Below are 16006 nucleotides of genomic sequence, written 5' to 3'. Positions count from 1 at the left end.
GGCGCGGCAGTGTTCAGGTATGGCAGTGTTCAGGCGCGGCGGCGGCGGCGTTCCGGCGCTCCGGCCGGCGCGGTCCGGCGACCCGGCGCGGCCGACACGTTCGCCTCGACCGGCCCGAAATCGGTGGGCTGAATCAGACGCATCAGCCGCCACGGCGCGGCCTGCTCGACGAACACGTACGCGCTGCCGGGCCGCAGGTAGAAGCCGCTGCACGGCACGCCCGCGATCTCCTGATCCGGCAGCCGCTGAATCAGGACGCGGCCGCCCGTCAGTTGCGCGTGCGTGCGTTCCGGCGTGGCCGGGTCGCCGCCGTCCTCCGGGGTGGCCTGCGCCACCTGGGCGCGCAGCCACAGCAGCAGACTGACCGGATCCTGGTAGTCGGTGGTCAGGGGCGCGCTGGCCTCGTCGCGCCCCTGCCGGAGCGTGACCGTTCCGGCGCGCCGGTCGAAGTTCACCTCGAACGACGCGCGGCCCCGCCCGTCCCCCTCCGCGTACCCGAGGCTGGTGTGCTGCCGGGGGTGCAGGCGGCTGGTCTGCACCCGCCGGATCTCGGGCAGCACCCCGCCGAAATCGGTCTGCACGCGCGCCACGACGGCGCTGCGTTCCGGGTGGATGGCCCAACTCTGCTCGCCGGCGTACCGGCCGCCCAGCGTCAGGGTCAGCGTGAACGCCTCCGGCGCGGCGTACAGCGGGCCGGCCGCTGCGCTCAGGGCAGGGTCGCCGGGCGCCGTCACGTGAGAAGCGGCCAGAAACTCTCGCCCGGGCCGGTCCAGTCGGCACCCAGCGCGTCGGCGGCGGTCGCGCCCACGTCCGCGAAGGTGGCGCGCTCACCCAGGTCCACGCCCGCCGCCCCGGCGCGGTGCGCCAGCAGCAGCCCGTACTCGCGGGTGTGGTCCGAACCCTTCCAGGTGGGATCATTGCCGTGGTCGCTGATGACGATCAGCGCGCCCCCGGCGGGCACGGCAGCGATCAGGTCCGGCAGGGCCGCGTCGAACTGCGCCAGGCAGGCGCTGTAGCCCTGCGGGTCGCGGCGGTGCCCGAAACGACTGTCGAAATCCACCAGGTTCGTGAAGATCAGGCCGCTCGTGCCCTCGGCAGCCGCGCGGCGCATCCGATCCAGTGTCTTGGCGATGCCGTCGGCGTTGTCGTCGGTGTGGATTTCCTCGGTGAAACCCCGGTGCGCGTAGATGTCCGGAATCTTCCCGATCCCCACGACCGCCTGCCCCGCGTCCTTCAGGGCGTCCAGCACCGTGGGCGGCGGGATCAGGCTGAAGTCCTTGCGGTGCTCGTTCACCCGCTCGAACGGCCGCTCGCCCCGGAACGGCCGGGCGATCACACGGGCCACGGCGTACTCGCCCTGCAGGATCTCGCGCGCGGCGGCGCACCACGCGTACAGCGTCTCCAGCGGCACCACGTCCTCGTGCGCGGCGATCTGGAACACGCTGTCCGCGCTGGTATACACGATGGGCTGGCCGGTCCGCACGTGCTCCTCACCGAAGTCCAGCAGCACGTCGGTGCCGCTGTACGGGCGGTTGCACAGGTGCCCGGTGCCGGTCGCCGCGTCGAACCGGTCCATCACCTCGGGCGGGAAACCGTCCGGGAACACCTGGAAGGCGTGCTCCAGCTGCACGCCCATGAACTCCCAGTGGCCGGTGCTGGTGTCCTTGCCGGGACTGACCTCCCGCATTCGCCCGAACGCCCCCTGCGCGGGCACGGCCGGAATGGTCGCCTCGCCGGTCTGCACGGTCGGGACGCGCGTCAGCCCCAGCGCCGCGAGGTTCGGCAGGTGAACGGGCGCGGCCTGCAGGGTGTGGTTCAGGGTGTGGGCGCCGGTATCCCCGAAACTTGCGGCGTCCGGCAGTTCGCCGACCCCCACGGAATCCAGTACGACAATCGTCAGCAACATGCCGCCCAGTCTAATCCGCTGGCCCCCGCCTGCACTCCCCGCGCCCACACTCTGGCGGGGGCCGGTGCCTGGGCTGGTGGCTGGACTGGTGGCTGGGCCGGTAACGGGGGCCGATCCGGAACTTCATCACGGGGCTCATGGGGGGTGCGTGGTACGCTGCGGACGTGACCGCCCCCGCCTCCCAGACTTCCTCTCAGACGGCCGTCACGTCCGCTTCCGGCGAGCCGCTGCGCCCGGTCCTGCACGCCGAGCACCTGGGCAAAAGCTATGGCCGCCGCGCCGTGGTGCGCGACGTGAGCCTGACCGTCCGGCCCGGCGAGATCGTCGCCCTGTTCGGCCCGAACGGGGCGGGCAAGACCACCACCTTCTACATGCTGGTGGGCTTCATCCGCCCCGGCGCGGGCCGCATCGCGCTGGGCGACCGGGACGTGACGCGCCTGCCCATGCATGAACGCGCCCGCCTGGGCCTGGGGTACCTGCCGCAGGAGCCCAGCGCCTTCCGGAAACTCACGGCCCGCGACAACCTGCTGGCCATCCTGGAGTACCAGAACCTGAGCCGCGCCGAGCAGGAAGCCCGCGCGGACTCGCTGCTCGCCGAGTTCGGCCTGACGCATCTGGCGGGCAGTTACGCCTACCAGCTGTCCGGCGGGGAACGCCGCCGCCTGGAACTGGCGCGCGCCCTGACCACCGACCCCGACTACCTGCTGCTGGACGAACCCTTCACTGGCGTGGACCCCAAGAGCATCCGCGAGATTCAGCGCCTGATCCATGAACTGCGCGACCGCCGGGGCATCGGCGTGTTCATCACCGATCACAACGTCCGCGAGACCATCGCCCTGACCGACCGGGTGTACCTGATGTTCGACGGGCAGGTGAAGTTCGAGGGCACGCCCGCCCAGTTCGCGCAGGACGAGGACGCCCGCCAGTACTACCTGGGCGACGACTTCGAGCTGTGACCTCTGCCCGGAGACCCTGACGATGCTGTGGCTGTTCCTTCCCTTCGTGATCGTGCTCTCGGGCGTGGTCGCCTACGCCGCCGACACCATCGCCCGCAAGGCCGGCCGCAAGCACATCCGCCTGTTCGGACTGCGCCCCAAGACGACCGCGCTGCTCGTGGCGGTGCTGTCCGGCATGGGCATCAGCGCCGCCAGCCTCGCCGCGTTCCTGGCCCTGAACAGCAGCGCCGTGAACACCATCGCGCAGGCCGACCAGCTGCGCCCGCAACTCGAGGCCCTGCGCGCCGAGATCGGGGGCGTGCAGGCCGAACTGCGCGCCGCGCAGGCCGACCGGGACCGCGCGCAGCAGGAAGCGCAGACGCTGCGCGCGCAGCAGCAGAACGCGCAGCGCGACCTGAAAAGCACCCGCGCCGACCTGGACGCCGCGCGCGCCGCCGAACAGGCCCTCGGGAAGCAGGCTGCCGAACTCGAACGCCGCGTCCGCACCCTGACCACCACCCGCACCTCACTGGAACGCCGCGCCGAGGAAAGCCGCCTGAAACTCACGCAGAGTGAGCAGGCGCTGAGCCGCAGCCAGCAGCGCGCCCAGACGCTCGACGCGCAGGTCGTGGACCTCGGCGCGCGCATCGCCCTGAGCGAACAGGAAACCCGGACCGCGCAGGAACGCGCCGCCGCCGCCCAGCAGGCCGCCGAACAGGCCCAGCAGCGCGCCGCCGCCCAGCAGGCCGCCGCGCAGGCCGCGCAGCGCGCCGCCGTCCAGCAGGCGCAGCAGGCCCGCGCGCAGGTGACGACCCTGAGCGGGCAGCTGCGGACCCTGAACGCCTCGCGCGCCGCTGCCGACGCCGCCCTGAGCAGCGCCCGGCAGACCCTGAACGCCGCGCAGGACGCCCTGGCCCGCGCCCGCGAGCAGCAGCAGGCCGCGCAGCAGGCCCGTGACCGCCTGCTGACCGAACGCGCCCAGCTGACTGCCGAACGCGACGCTGCCGCCCGCGACCGCGACCGCGTGCGCGCCGAACTGACCACCCTGCAGGCCCAGCAGGCGCAACTCCGCACGCAGCAGACCCAGCTGCGCGCCAGCAACGAGGCGCTCGGCCGGGACCTCGCCGCCGCCCGCGAAACGCTGGGCCGCCTTCAGGACGAGTACTCCAGCAGCCGCGCCGAACTGAGCGCCAGCCGCAACACCGACCTCGCCTACCCCAAGAACGACCTCGTGTACGCCGCCGTGGTGCCCAGCGTACGCAACCTCGACGCCTTCCTGGCCGACGCGGCCCGCAGCGCCCAGGCGCGCGGCGCCAAGGGAACCCCCAGCGTCCGCCTGAATGCCGGGGCGCGCAGCCTGCTCGAAACCAAGCTGCGCGGCCTGAACGTCAGTACCTTCGTGCAGTGCCGCGCCGCGCAGAACGCCGCCGTGGGCTTCCCGGTGGACCTGAGCTGCGACGCCCGCCCCAACGCCGTCCTGTACCGCGGGGATCAGATCATCCGCCGCGCCACCCTGAACCTGAACGTCACGCCCGGCGCGCTGCAGGAACAGGTGAACGATCTCGTCAAGGACACCGTGCTGGACATCACGGCGCGCGGCGTGCCCAGCGAGTACGTGCAGGGCCTGGACGTGACGGAACTCGTGACGCTCCTGAGCCGACTGGGGACCCGCAGCGGCGCGGCCGCCACGGTCGGCATCGCCGCGCGCCAGGACGTGCGGCCCGGCACCCGCGTGGACCTGTACCCCGTGCTGCCCTGAGCGCCGGGCCCACCTGTGGGGGCAGCTTCCAGTCAGGCGCAGCAGGTACACTCCGCGCATGCGTTCCCTGGCTTGCCTCCTGACCCTGTCCCTGCTCGTTCCGGCCTCCGCGCAGGCCGCGCCGGTCCGCGTGGAGTTCTGGCACGCCATGACCGGCGTGAAAGACACCGTCGCCGCCTATGCCCGCGACTTCAACCGCTCGCAGAGCACCTACGAGGTCGTGCCGGTCGCGCAGGGCAACTACCGCGAACTGCTGCCCAAATTCCAGGCAGCCCAGAAGGCCGGGCGCGCGCCCGCGCTGGTGCAGCTGGAATTCACGCAGTTCCCCGCGCTGGCCGCTGCCGGTCAGCTGACGGACCTGACCCGCACCGTGGACGCCCTGCCCGACGCCCTGAAGAACGACTTCTACCCGGCCGTCTGGCGGGCCGGCGAGATGGGCGGCCGCACCTACGGCCTGCCCTGGAATGTCAGCGTGCCGGTCCTGATGTTCAACGCCCGCATCCTGGAGAACGCCGAGCAGAAGGTTCCGGACACCTGGGCCGACCTGGAACGCGTCAGTCGCGCGCTCGCCACGGGCGGCCGACGCCCGCTGGTGGTCGCCGCCGACGCCTGGACCTTCGAGGCGAACGTCCTGTCGCGCGGCGGGACGCTCAGCAGCGGCCAGGAACCCCGCCTGAACAGCCCCGACGCGACCGAGGCCCTCACGCAGCTGGCCCGCATGAGTGCCGCCGGGCACGCGCAGCCCCGCACCCTGAACGAGGCCACCCGCGCCGCCATCGACTTCGCGCGCGGCCAGAACGTGTTCGTGCTGGCCAGCGTCGCCAACTGGACCGACGCGCGCAAGCTCCCGCTGTTCAAGCTGGGCGTCGCGCCGTTCCCCTGCGAGAAGGCCGGCGCGTGCACCGTCCCGCTGGGCGGCGCGACCCTGGCGATCCCGAAAGGCACCCCGGCCACCGAGCAGGCCGGCGCCGCCGCGTTCTGGCAGTACCTGAACGCCCCGGACCGACTGGCCAGCTGGGTGCAGGTCACCGCCTACGCCCCGCCGCGCCGCGCCACCGTGCCGCTGCTGGAAGGCTGGTACGCCAGGAACCCGCAGCTGCGCGCCGCGCACGCCCAGATGAACCGCGCCGTGCCGCGCCCCACCACGCCCGAGTACGCCGCCTGGACGGTCCTGCTGGAAGACGCCATGCAGAAGGCCACGACCGGCAAGCTGAGCGCGAAGGCCGCGCTGGACGAGGCGCAGCGGCAGGCGCAACGCTGAGGGCGGTGATCGGCGCCGTATGCTGCTCTCCATGAACGCCCTGTACCTGCTGCTGACCCTGGCTGTCGCCGCGCTGCTGCTGCTGTTCCTGCTGCGGCCCGGCGTGGCCCGCGCCGGGACCGTCTGGGGACTGGCCGCGCTGCTGCCGCTGCTGGCGGCAATGGTCGTGGCTCTCGGCCGGCAGTAGGCAGGGGGCAGGGAGAAGCGGGCCGTGAGGATCAACCCACGGCCCGCACCCCGCCTGCGGTATACGGACTCCGTCTGTTTCGCTGACAACCCGGAACCCGTTTTTCTCCCACTCGCTCTTCTGCGAAGCTCTGCGAGTCCGCTCGGATTGAACGGTCTTTGCAGCCCATTCAATCGGAGTCCGTATTACTCGCCCAGGTAGCGGCGCAGTTCGTCTAGGGCGTGGGTCGTGCCGATCAGGACCAGTTTGTCGTGGGGGCGCAGTTCGTCCTCGGCGCCGGGCGTGACCTCGATCTTCCCGGCGCGGCTCATGGCGATCACCTGCACCCCGAAGCGGCCCGTCAGGTTCAGGTCGCGCAGCGTGCCTTTCAGGCGCTCGTTCGCCTCGATCTCCACGACGGCGTAATCGCTGCCCAGGTCCAGGGTGTCCACGATGTTCGGCGTGGCGATCTGCCGCGCCAGGCGTACGCCCATGTCATGCTCGGGCCGGATGACGAGGTCCGCGCCAATGCGTTCCAGCACCCGGCGGGCCATCTCGTCGATGGCCTTGCACACCACGTACGGCGCGCCCAGGCTCTTGGCGTTCATGGTCGCCAGGATGTTCGCCTGCACGTCCGTGCCGATGGCGACCACGACCACGTCGAAGTCCGCGACGCCCAGGGTCCGCAGGGCGCGTTCGTCGCTGGCGTCCAGGATGGCGGCGTGCGTGACGAGGTTCATGACCCGTTCGACGTTCTCCTCGTGGTGATCGACGGCCACGACTTCGTGGCCCATCTCGTACAGGGTGGTGGCGACGGCCGTACCGAAGCGGCCCAGGCCGATCACGAGGCATTGTTTGCTTTTCATGTGTGCTTCCTTTCGCGCGCCGGCGGTCGGCCGGGCCGGTGTCCAAGAGAGTACTTCAGGAGAGGGGCCGCCGGGATCACCCGACCAGGATGTCCCGTTCCGGCGGGTAGCGGACGCTGCCGCTGCTGGTCTCGCGCAGGTTCAGGGCCAGCGCGAACGTGACCGGCCCGATGCGGCCCAGGTACATCAGGACACTCAGGATGATCAGGCCCGCATCGTTCAGCAGGTGCGTGGTGTTCAGGCTCAGGCCGACGGTGGCGGCGGCGCTGACCGTCTCGAACAGCAGCGGCGTGAAGCGCAGCGAGGGGTTCGTGACCAGCATCAGGAAGAAGCCCGTGAAGACCAGCAGCGTGTAGATGGTCGTGATCGTCCCGGCCCGCACGACATTCTCCGGCATGACCCGCCGCCCGAAGGTGATGAGTTCCGTGCGGCCCCGGATCAGGTTCCAGGCGCTGCCCAGCAGGATCGCGAAGGTGCTGGTCTTGATGCCGCCACCGGTCGAGCCGCTGTTTGCCCCGATGAACATCAGCGCGATCACCAGGAAGATCGTGGCGTTCCCCATGGCCGTGAAGTCCACCGTGGCGAACCCACCCGAGCGCGGCGTGACGCTCTGGAACACGGCGGCCAGGAGCTTCCCGCCCGGCCCGAGCGGCCCCAGCGTGCCGGGATTCTTCCACTCCAGCGCCAGGATCACGACCGCTCCCAGCAGCAGCAGCGCCAGGGTGGTCCACAGGGTCAGGCGGCTGTAGATCAGCAGGCGGTTGCGGCGCGGGGCGCGCCAGTGGGTCAGCAGGTTCAACTGCACCAGGAAGCCCAGGCCGCCCAGCACGATCAGCGCGGCGATCACGCCGCTGACCAGCGGGTCGGTCGCGTAGGGGGCCATGCCGCCGGGCAGCACCACGAAGCCCGCGTTGTTGTACGCGCTGATCGAGTGGAACACCGCCTGGTACAGGCCCTCGCCCAGCCCGAACTGCGGCACGAAGCGCAGCGACAGCAGCAGCGCGCCCAGACCCTGCGCGGCGAAGGTGTACAGGAAGATGATCCGCACCAGCGCCACCACGCCCCCCACGTTCAGGGCGTTTACCTGCTGCGCGAGGTGCTGGCGTTCGCTGAAGTTCACGCGTCGCCCGGCCAGCAGCGCGAACAGCGTTCCGAAGGTGATGATGCCCAGCCCCCCGACCTGCGCGAGCAGGATGATCGTCACCTGCCCCAGCCGCGTGAACGCCTCGCCCGTGTCGGCCACCACGAGGCCCGTGATGCAGATGGCACTGGTGGCGGTGAACAGCAGGTCCACGGTGGTCAGGGTCACGCCGGGACGGGTCATGCCGGGCAGGTGCAGCAGCGCCGCGCCCAGCGCGATGCCCAGCAGGTACACCAGCGCCAGCAGCTGCGGGGGACGCAGCCGCCGTCGCAGGCTGCGGCGGGGACCACGTGAACGGAACCAGTTCATCCGATCAGGATGTCCTTCTCGGCCGGGTAGCGGACCACGTCACCGGCCCCGGAGCGGCTGAAGGCCACGGCGAACGTCAGGGGCCCGATGCGGCCCAGGAACATCAGGATGATCAGCACGACGTGCTGGTTGGCGTTCAGGAGTGGCGTGGTGTTCATGCTCAGGCCCACCGTGGCGAAGGCGCTGACCGCCTCGAAGAACAGGTTCACGAAGCGCACGTCCGCTCTGGTGTTCAGGGCCAGCAGCAGCACGAACATGATGTTCACCAGTCCGATGCTCAGCAGTCCCACCGTCATGGCCCGCAGGATCGTGTCGGTATCCAGTCGACGGTGGAACAGCGTGGCGTCCCGCCGGCCCCGCACCATGCTCCAGGCGCTGGCCATCATGACGTAGAAGGTACTGGTCTTGATGCCGCCCCCGGTCCCGCCGGGGTTCGCGCCGATGAACATCAGGATGATGGTGATGAACAGCGTCGTGAGCCCCATCGCGCCGTAATCCAGCGTGTTGAAACCGGCGGTGCGGGTCGTGACACTCTGAAAGAAACTGGCCAGCAGTTTGCCGCCGAGGCCCAGCGGACCCAGCGTGGCCGGGTTGCTCCACTCGAAGATCAGGTACGTCAGTGTGCCGACCACCAGCAGGACCGTCATCATGGTCAGCACCAGTTTGCTGTGTACCGCCAGCCGGTGGCGGCGCGGGTTCATCAGGTGCGCCACGACGTTCAGCTGCACCAGGAACCCCATCCCGCCCAGGATGATCAGCAGCGCCACCACGATACTCACCAGTGGGTCCGTCACGAAGTTCATCAGGTTGTTGCTGTACAGCGCGAAGCCCGCGTTGTTGAACGCACTGATCGAGTGGAACAGCGAGTAGAACAGCCCGCGCCCCCAACCTTCGAGCGGCACGAACCGGAACGCCAGCAGCGCCGCGCCGATCAGTTCGATCAGGAAGGTGTACAGGAAGATGCTGCGGATCAGGGACAGCACCCCGCCCGTGTTCAGCGCCCCCACCTGCTGCGCCACCCGCATCCGTTCGCTGAAGTTCACCCGTCGGCGCGACAGCAGCGCAAACGACGTGCCGAACGTGATGATCCCCAGTCCGCCCAGCTGGATCAGCAGCATGATGATCACCTGCCCCAGACGGTTGAAGTCCTTGGCGGGATCTATGACGTTCAGGCCCGTCACGCACAGCGCGCTGGTGGCGGTGAACACGGCCTGCAGGAAGTTCACGGAGCGGCGGGTGCCGTCCTCGTTCAGGCCGTGCGTGATCGGCAGGCTCAGCAGCACGCCCCCGACCACAATGGCGACCAGAAACGAGAGCGAAATCAGCTGCGGTGGGCTCAGACGCGAGTACAGCGTCTTATGGCGACCAGGGCGCGGGGCGTCGGACGAACCGACAGAAGGACGGTGCGGGGGTGGGCGGGTCATAGAATGGCCGGATTCTACGCCCCGCGCACCCCCACCGCGCCGCCGGCCTATACTGTCCTGCTATGCCCCGACCTGCCCGCACAGACCGCGCCTCGCCCTACGGGCGGAAAACCAGCCGACCCAAGGTCGATCACCGCACCCGCGCCCCCGCGCGGGAGTACGAACTCGAGGCGCTGGCCGGCCTGGAGCACGTGGCTGCCACTGAACTCGACACCGTGCCGCTGGCCCGTGACATTCGCGGCCCGCGCTTCTGGTACCCCGGCGACCCGGAACGCCTGACCCGCCTGAAAAGCGTGACCGCCGTGTACCGCGTGCGCGGCTGGGACGTGCCCCGCCCGCGCGGCCTGCTGGGCCACCAGCAACTCGGGGAACTGACCGCCTTCCTGAAGGAAGTGATCGAGGTCGGCGGTCACACCTCCTTCCGGATCGGCGCGGCGGGGCGTGAGAGCAGCGTCATGCAGCGCATCGCCGAGGAACTCCAGACGGCGCTGCAACTGCCGCACGAACCCGAGATCGGCGAACTGCTGATCCGCATCCTGCCGCAGCAGCAGGGCGAGGGCTGGGACGTGCTGGCCCGCATCACCCGCCGCCCCCTGAGCGCCCGCGCTTGGCGCGAGTGCAACATGGCCGGCGGCCTGAACGCCACCATCGCCTACGCCGCGCACAAACTGGCCGGGCAGCGCGACAACGACCGCATCTTCAACCCCATGAGTGGCAGCGGCACCCTGCTGATCGAACGCGCACTGATGGGCCCCTACGACGCGATGGTCGGCGTGGATATCAGCGCCGACGCGGTCCGCTGCGCGCAGACGAACATCCGCGCCGCCAAACGCGAGATCGAGGTCGCGCAGATCGACGCGCTGCACACCGGCCTGCCCGCCCGGTCCTTCGATCTGGTCATGGCGGACCTGCCCTGGGGCGACGCCATCGGCACGCACGGCGGGAACGAGGCCCTGTACCCGGCCTTCCTGAAGGAAATGCACCGCCTGACCAGCCAGCGCGGCCGCCTGTGCGTCATCACCCATGAGATCCGCCTGTTCGAACGGGTGCTGGCCGAGCAGCAGAAGTGGAGCGCCCACGAACTCTTCCAGGTTGCCAGCGGCGGGCATCACCCCAAGGCGTACCTGCTCAGCAAGACCTGATCCGGACCTCCGTATGACCACGCGCGCCCCCACTGCCAGGGGGGGCCGCCCGCTGGTAGCGGGGCAGAACTGGCAGTGGGGCAGAACTGGCAGCGGTGTAGAAGCAGGGGGGCGCCCCACCGGTTCACGGCGGACGCCCCCCTGCGGCGGATCCGGATCAGTCGGCGGCGGCCAGCAGACCTTCGGGCTGCATGACGTTCGCACCCAGGCCGCGCAGGCGCTCGGCGAGGCGTTCGTAGCCGCGGTTCAGGTACTGCACGCCGTCGATCACGGTGTCGCCCTCGCAGGTCAGGCCCGCGATGAACAGGGCCGCGCCGGCGCGCAGGTCGGCGGCCTTGACCGGCGCGGCGTGCAGCGCGCCGCCCTGGATGACCTGGGTGTAGCCGCTGACGGTGATGTTCGCGCCCATGCGGGTCAGTTCGGCCACGTGCGTCAGGCGGTCGGGGTACACAGGGTCCTGCACGACGCTGGTGCCGGGCACCGTGGCGAGCAGGGCGCTCATCTGCGGTTGCAGGTCGGTGGGGAAGCCCGGGTAGCTCTGGGTGGTGATGTTCACGGGGCTCAGGGTGCGGTCGCGGGCATCCACGGTCAGGGTGTTGCCCTGCTCGGTGATGTCCACGCCCATCTCCTGCAACTTGCCGGTCACGGCGCGCAGGTGGTCGGGGCGGACGTTCGTGAGCGTGACGCGGCTGCGGGTGGCGGCGGCCAGCATCATGAAGGTGCCGGCCTCGATGCGGTCGGGAATGACCGTGTACGTGCCGCCGCGCAGGGCGCTGACGCCGCGCACCGTGATGGTGTTCGTCCCGGCACCCTGGATGTCCGCGCCGAGGCTGTTCAGGAACTCGATCATGTCGACCACGTCGGTATCGATGCTGGCGTTCTCCAGCGTGACCACGCCGTCGCCCAGCACGCTGGCCAGGATGGCGTTGTGCGTGCCGCCCACGGTCAGCAGTTCGAAGATGAACTGCCCGTTGAGGCTGCCCTGGCGGGTCGCCTCGAAGTTGCCGCCGTCCTCGCTGACCTGCGCTCCCAGGGCGCGCAGCGCCTTGACGTGCTGATCCACGGGGCGCGGACCCCAGGCGCAGCCGCCGGGCATGGAGACGGTCGCGTGTCCGGCGCGGGCCAGGATGGGGCCCATCACGATGAAGCTGGCGCGCATCTTGCTGACCAGCGCGTAGGGCGCGTCGGTGTTCAGGATCTCTGGGGTGTGCAGCTCCAGGCTGTTCTCGCCGATCCAGGCGTGGCGCGTGCCGATGTGGGCCAGCAGGTCCAGGATGGTCGCCACGTCGCTCAGGCGCGGGATGCCGTGCAGGATGACCTTCTCACTGCTCAGGAGGCTGGCGACGATGATCGGCAGCGCCGCGTTCTTGCTGTGCTGAACGGCGATCTCGCCGCTGAGTTCGCGGCCTCCCTGGACGTGCAGTGGGGTCAGTTGCATGGAAGTATCCTTTCGTGAAGGTCACGGGCGCGCGGGGACTGGGATTGGGTGGCCGGCAGACGGCCGATTCCCCACGCGGCATGGGTGCATGTTACACATCTTGCTCAGGATGTGTCCACACTGACCATACATCCAGTGGCCGCCCAGAGGATGAGCCACATCTATAGCCCAGTCGTCAGGGGAGTCTCATGTTGAGGGCACTCAGGTTGCGTGCTACGCTGCGAGTACGATCACACCCACCACCGCGACGCCCACGGCAGCGGGAGGTCCCTTTCAGGAGAGGCATGCCCAAGAAGGAACGTAAACGCCTGCAGGTGGTCATCAGCGATGAGCAGGACGCCCTGCTGACCCGCACGGCGTACGAACTGTCCAGTCCCGAACGACTGATCAGCAAGAGCGAAGTCGTCCGTCTGGCCATCGAAAAGATCGCCCGCGAGCTCGGTGAAGGTGAGAACCTCGAGCAGTACCGCTCCATCCTGGACACCGAACTGCTCAGCGACGACGCCTGACCCGACCCGCTCCGCAACGCCGCCGCGCGCCCCCCGAACCGGGACGGCGCGCGAATTCCTGTCATGCGGACTGCGCCTGTTCCCACTCGCCCTGCGCCGCAGCACTCCGGGTTCACCCGGACGGTGTTCACGAACCGGCTGGGCCGGAGTCCGGACGCGGACCATCCAGCCGGGGGCGACTCATACGGACTCCGATTGAATGGGCTGCAAAGCTCATTCAATCCGAGCGGAGCGAGTGGGAGCAATACGGGTTCCGGACGTGGAGCTGGCAATCCGGTGAAGTCCCGGATTGTCGGCGAAACAAACGGAATCCGTATCAGGGCCGCGTGAGGGCCACCGGGCCGTCCAGCACCCGCCGCGCCCACAGGTAGCGCGGTCCCCAGTAGCGGTCGCTGCGTAGCCGGTCCACGGACACCCGCCCCAGGTAACTGTTCGCGCTGATGAACTGGTCGTCACCCAGGTAGATGCCGACATGCGACACGCGCCCCCGGCCCTCGGTGTCGAAGAACAGCAGGTCGCCGGGCCGCAGGTCGCGGTCGTCCACCGCCGCGCCCGCCCGCGCCTGATCCGCACTGACGCGCGGCAACGCCACGCCCAGCGGCGTGAACACCTGCCGCACGAACCCGCTGCAATCCAGACCGCTGCGGGCCTCGCCGCCGAACACGTAGGGCGTGCCGAGCAGCGCCAGGGCCGCCCCGCGCCAGTCGCCCGGCAGGGGAGATGCGACCACCTCGCCGGACGCCTCGCCAGCCACGGCAGCAACTGGCAGCGTGGCCGGACCCTGCACGCGCGGCATCTCGCGCGCCGGTTGCAGCACCGGCGCGACCGGCGCGGGCGCGGCCGGCAGGAACGGCGAACCGACCACGCCCGCCGGCAGCGGCAGACCAGCCGGAACGGGGGGAGCCGGAGCGGGCGCGCCGGTCACGCCGCGGTCGATCGCTCCGGCCGGCAGGGTCAGCACCTGCCCGGCCCGCAGCGCCGCGCCCGGCGGCAGGCTGCTGGCGGCCAGCAGGGCGTCCACCGTGACCCCGTAGCGGCGGGCCAGGGCGTACAGCGTCTCGCCGGGCTGCGTGACGTGCGTGCGCGGCCCGTCACGCAGGGTCAGCACCTGCCCGACCCGCAGGTCCGGGCGGGTCAGGCCGTTCAGGGCCAGCAGCGCCTCGACGCTCAGGCCGGCGCGGCGGGCCAGACTGAACGCCGTATCGCCGGGCTGCACGGTCACGCTGGCCGCGCCCCGCAGGTCAGGGGCCGTCACGACCAGCGGCGCGGTGAGTGTCTGCGCGGCGGCCGGTAGCCCCCCGAGCGACAGGGACAGGGCCAGCACGGTCAGCGGGGGGCGCAGGAGCGTCAGAACGCGGGAATCAGGCAGGGACATGAAGGACTCGCAGGAAAGACCCGGCCGGAACGCACCGGACCCGGAAAGAATACGGAACGACTGAGAAACGTGAACGTTGACCCGCGCACCGTAACACGCCCCCGCCCGCCCTGCCAAGCTGTCCACCCTGCCAAGCCACCCGCCGCGCCGGGGCAGGGGGGAGCGTCCCGTCAGGAAGGCCGGTGCGGTCCCGGCGGGGCGTATGGTGGCAGGCGTGACTGCCCGCGCCCAGGCGTGGCGTACGCGCACCTTCAGTGCCCTGCGCCACCCCCACTACCGCCGCTACTGGTTCTCGCAGCTGCTCTCGCTGACCGGATCGTGGATGCAGGCCACTGCCCAGCAGTACCTCGTGCTGGAACTCTCGGGCGGCAGCAGCGCCGCGCTCGGCTGGGTCACCGCCGCGCAGTTCATGCCCAGCCTGCTGCTCTCGCTGTTCGCCGGGGCCGTCATCGACCGCGTGCCGCGCCGGAACGTGCTGCTGGCCACGCAGATCACGCTGCTGATCACTGCGACCGCCCTGGCCGTCACCACGCACCTGGGTCTGGTCACGTTGCCGCTGGTCATGGGCATCGCGTTCCTGTCCGGCTGCGCGAACGCCTTCGACATGCCGGCCCGGCAGAGCATGGTCGTGGACTTCGTGCCCAGAAGCGACGTGCCGAACGCCGTCGCCCTGAACAGCCTGTCGTTCAACGTGAGCCGCACGGTCGGGCAGGCGCTGTTCGGGGTGGTCGCCGCGCTGGGCGTCACGCTGCTGGCAGGCGGGAACGGCGACGACATCTCGCGGCTGGCGCTGCCGTTCTACCTGAACGTCGCGTCGTTCTTCGTGGTGCTGTACGTGATCGCCACGCTGCCCTTTCCCCCCCGCGAGGGCGGCCCGCGCGGCAGCATGGCCGAGGACGTCCGCGAGGGCCTGCGCTACGTGCGCGGCACGCCCGCCGTGCGCAACGTCATGCTGCTCGTCGGGGCGCTCAGCCTGACCATCATCAACTTCAACGTGATCATCCCCTACTACGCCCGCGTGGTGTTCGGCGCGCGCGAGGCGACCTTCGGCGCGCTGTCGGCCGCCTTCGGGATCGGCGCGATGGCCGGCGCGCTCTGGCAGGCCAGCCGTCCCAACCCGCTGCGCAACCTGCGGGTCGGCGCGGTCATCCTGACCCTCAGCGCCGTCGCGCTGGCCTTCACGCCCGGCCCGGCGCTGGCCTTCCCGGTCCTGGCCGCCTGCGGGTTCGGGATGCTGACCCTGCTGGTCAGCGCGAACTCCAGCGTGCAGCTCACCATCCCCGACGCGCTGCGCGGCCGGGTCATGAGCCTGTACTCGTTCGTGCTGGTCGGCATGGGCCCCCCCGGCGCGCTGATCGCCAGCAGCCTGATCAGCAGCAGCGGTCCCTTCGGGCCGCGCGCCGGCCTGATCGTCCTGGCCGCGCTGGGCGCCGCCGCCACTGCCGCCCTGTGGACCCGCCTGCCCCGTGATCCCCTCCCGAAAGCCTGAACCGAGCCTAAGCCCGCACGCCGCGAACGGCTGTTATGCTGCGTGCATGGCTTCAGACCGCAATCCTGACCAATCGCACGCCCTGATGACGTGGGCGCTGATCGTGGTTGCCCTGGGCGCGATCATCGGGATCGGCACCACCGCCGCGCTGTTCGCCCGCAAGGGACGCCCCCTGCCCGACGACCCCGACGCTCCCCTGTTCATCTGACCCGCCATTGCGGTTGAACAGTCTGCCAAACCGTTCAACCGGAGTGGCTGTGAGCAGAGAAACGGATTCCAGGCGTCG

At 70.4% G+C, this 16006-nt stretch carries 15 protein-coding genes; 8 read left to right on the top strand and 7 right to left on the bottom strand.

Annotation, left to right across the window (positions count from 1 at the left end; translation table 11 throughout):
- Positions 1-29 precede the first annotated feature (29 nt).
- Positions 30-734, bottom strand: coding sequence for a DUF3108 domain-containing protein (locus BXU09_RS03975; protein WP_240501003.1), 705 nt, complete (start codon positions 732-734; stop codon positions 30-32).
- On the bottom strand, positions 731-1906 hold the full coding sequence (locus BXU09_RS03970; protein ID WP_078300727.1) for a phosphopentomutase: 1176 nt from the start codon (positions 1904-1906) through the stop codon (positions 731-733). The genes BXU09_RS03975 and BXU09_RS03970 overlap by 4 nt, the downstream gene beginning before the upstream one ends.
- Before the next feature lie 227 nt (positions 1907-2133).
- Between BXU09_RS03970 and lptB the strand changes: the two genes are divergently transcribed.
- From lptB to BXU09_RS20875, 4 genes are read left to right on the top strand one after another with little or no spacing between them, the layout of a single operon-like run.
- A complete protein-coding gene (lptB, locus tag BXU09_RS03965) occupies positions 2134-2862 on the top strand; it encodes an LPS export ABC transporter ATP-binding protein (protein WP_168174602.1) in 729 nt (242 codons plus the stop codon).
- Positions 2863-2884: 22 nt separating this feature from the next.
- Positions 2885-4600, top strand: a complete 1716-nt coding sequence (locus tag BXU09_RS03960) for a DUF3084 domain-containing protein (RefSeq protein ID WP_078300726.1) — start codon at positions 2885-2887, stop codon at positions 4598-4600.
- Positions 4601-4658: 58 nt separating this feature from the next.
- Positions 4659-5861 carry an ABC transporter substrate-binding protein gene (locus BXU09_RS03955; RefSeq protein ID WP_078300724.1) on the top strand — a complete coding sequence of 401 codons (1203 nt, stop codon included), beginning with the start codon at positions 4659-4661 and terminating at the stop codon, positions 5859-5861.
- A 31-nt stretch (positions 5862-5892) separates the two neighbouring features.
- The gene (locus BXU09_RS20875; RefSeq protein WP_168174525.1) at positions 5893-6048 is read left to right on the top strand and encodes a hypothetical protein; all 156 of its coding nucleotides are present in this window, start codon (positions 5893-5895) and stop codon (positions 6046-6048) included.
- 185 nt (positions 6049-6233) lie between these two features.
- On the opposite strand, the gene BXU09_RS03950 is transcribed toward BXU09_RS20875, so the two are convergent.
- The 3 genes from BXU09_RS03950 to BXU09_RS03940 form a co-directional block, all read right to left on the bottom strand.
- On the bottom strand, positions 6234-6893 hold the full coding sequence (locus tag BXU09_RS03950) for a TrkA family potassium uptake protein (protein ID WP_078300723.1): 660 nt from the start codon (positions 6891-6893) through the stop codon (positions 6234-6236).
- 76 nt (positions 6894-6969) lie between these two features.
- Positions 6970-8343 carry a TrkH family potassium uptake protein gene (locus BXU09_RS03945; RefSeq protein WP_078300722.1) on the bottom strand — a complete coding sequence of 458 codons (1374 nt, stop codon included), beginning with the start codon at positions 8341-8343 and terminating at the stop codon, positions 6970-6972.
- Positions 8340-9767 (bottom strand): TrkH family potassium uptake protein, encoded by a 1428-nt coding sequence (locus BXU09_RS03940; RefSeq protein ID WP_078300721.1) that lies wholly within the window; start codon positions 9765-9767, stop codon positions 8340-8342. Before BXU09_RS03940 ends, BXU09_RS03945 begins: the two co-directional genes overlap by 4 nt.
- 62 nt (positions 9768-9829) lie before the next feature.
- Here BXU09_RS03940 and BXU09_RS03935 point away from each other — a divergent pair, with 62 nt between their 5' ends.
- Positions 9830-10909 carry a methyltransferase domain-containing protein gene (locus BXU09_RS03935; protein WP_078300719.1) on the top strand — a complete coding sequence of 360 codons (1080 nt, stop codon included), beginning with the start codon at positions 9830-9832 and terminating at the stop codon, positions 10907-10909.
- A 157-nt stretch (positions 10910-11066) separates the two neighbouring features.
- Here the strand turns inward: BXU09_RS03935 and murA are convergent, their stop codons facing one another.
- Positions 11067-12347, bottom strand: a complete 1281-nt coding sequence (gene murA / locus BXU09_RS03930) for a UDP-N-acetylglucosamine 1-carboxyvinyltransferase (RefSeq protein WP_078300718.1) — start codon at positions 12345-12347, stop codon at positions 11067-11069.
- A gap of 284 nt (positions 12348-12631) precedes the next feature.
- Here murA and BXU09_RS03925 point away from each other — a divergent pair, with 284 nt between their 5' ends.
- On the top strand, positions 12632-12856 hold the full coding sequence (locus BXU09_RS03925) for a hypothetical protein (protein ID WP_055362750.1): 225 nt from the start codon (positions 12632-12634) through the stop codon (positions 12854-12856).
- 316 nt (positions 12857-13172) lie between these two features.
- Here BXU09_RS03925 and BXU09_RS03920 read toward each other — a convergent pair whose 3' ends face one another.
- On the bottom strand, positions 13173-14231 hold the full coding sequence (locus tag BXU09_RS03920) for a C40 family peptidase (protein ID WP_078300717.1): 1059 nt from the start codon (positions 14229-14231) through the stop codon (positions 13173-13175).
- A 214-nt stretch (positions 14232-14445) separates the two neighbouring features.
- Between BXU09_RS03920 and BXU09_RS03915 the strand changes: the two genes are divergently transcribed.
- Both BXU09_RS03915 and BXU09_RS20870 read left to right on the top strand, forming a co-directional pair.
- Entirely contained in the window at positions 14446-15720 is a 1275-nt protein-coding gene (locus tag BXU09_RS03915) for an MFS transporter (RefSeq protein ID WP_078304713.1), read from the top strand.
- Between the two features lie 46 nt (positions 15721-15766).
- Positions 15767-15928 (top strand): hypothetical protein, encoded by a 162-nt coding sequence (locus tag BXU09_RS20870; RefSeq protein ID WP_168174552.1) that lies wholly within the window; start codon positions 15767-15769, stop codon positions 15926-15928.
- The last annotated feature ends 78 nt before the right edge of the window (positions 15929-16006 follow it).

Origin of the sequence: Deinococcus sp. LM3, from assembly GCF_002017875.1 — a bacterium.
GTDB lineage: Bacteria > Deinococcota > Deinococci > Deinococcales > Deinococcaceae > Deinococcus.
The sequence above is the reverse complement of the archived record's forward strand: the minus strand, read 5'-3'. Positions and strand labels throughout refer to the sequence as shown.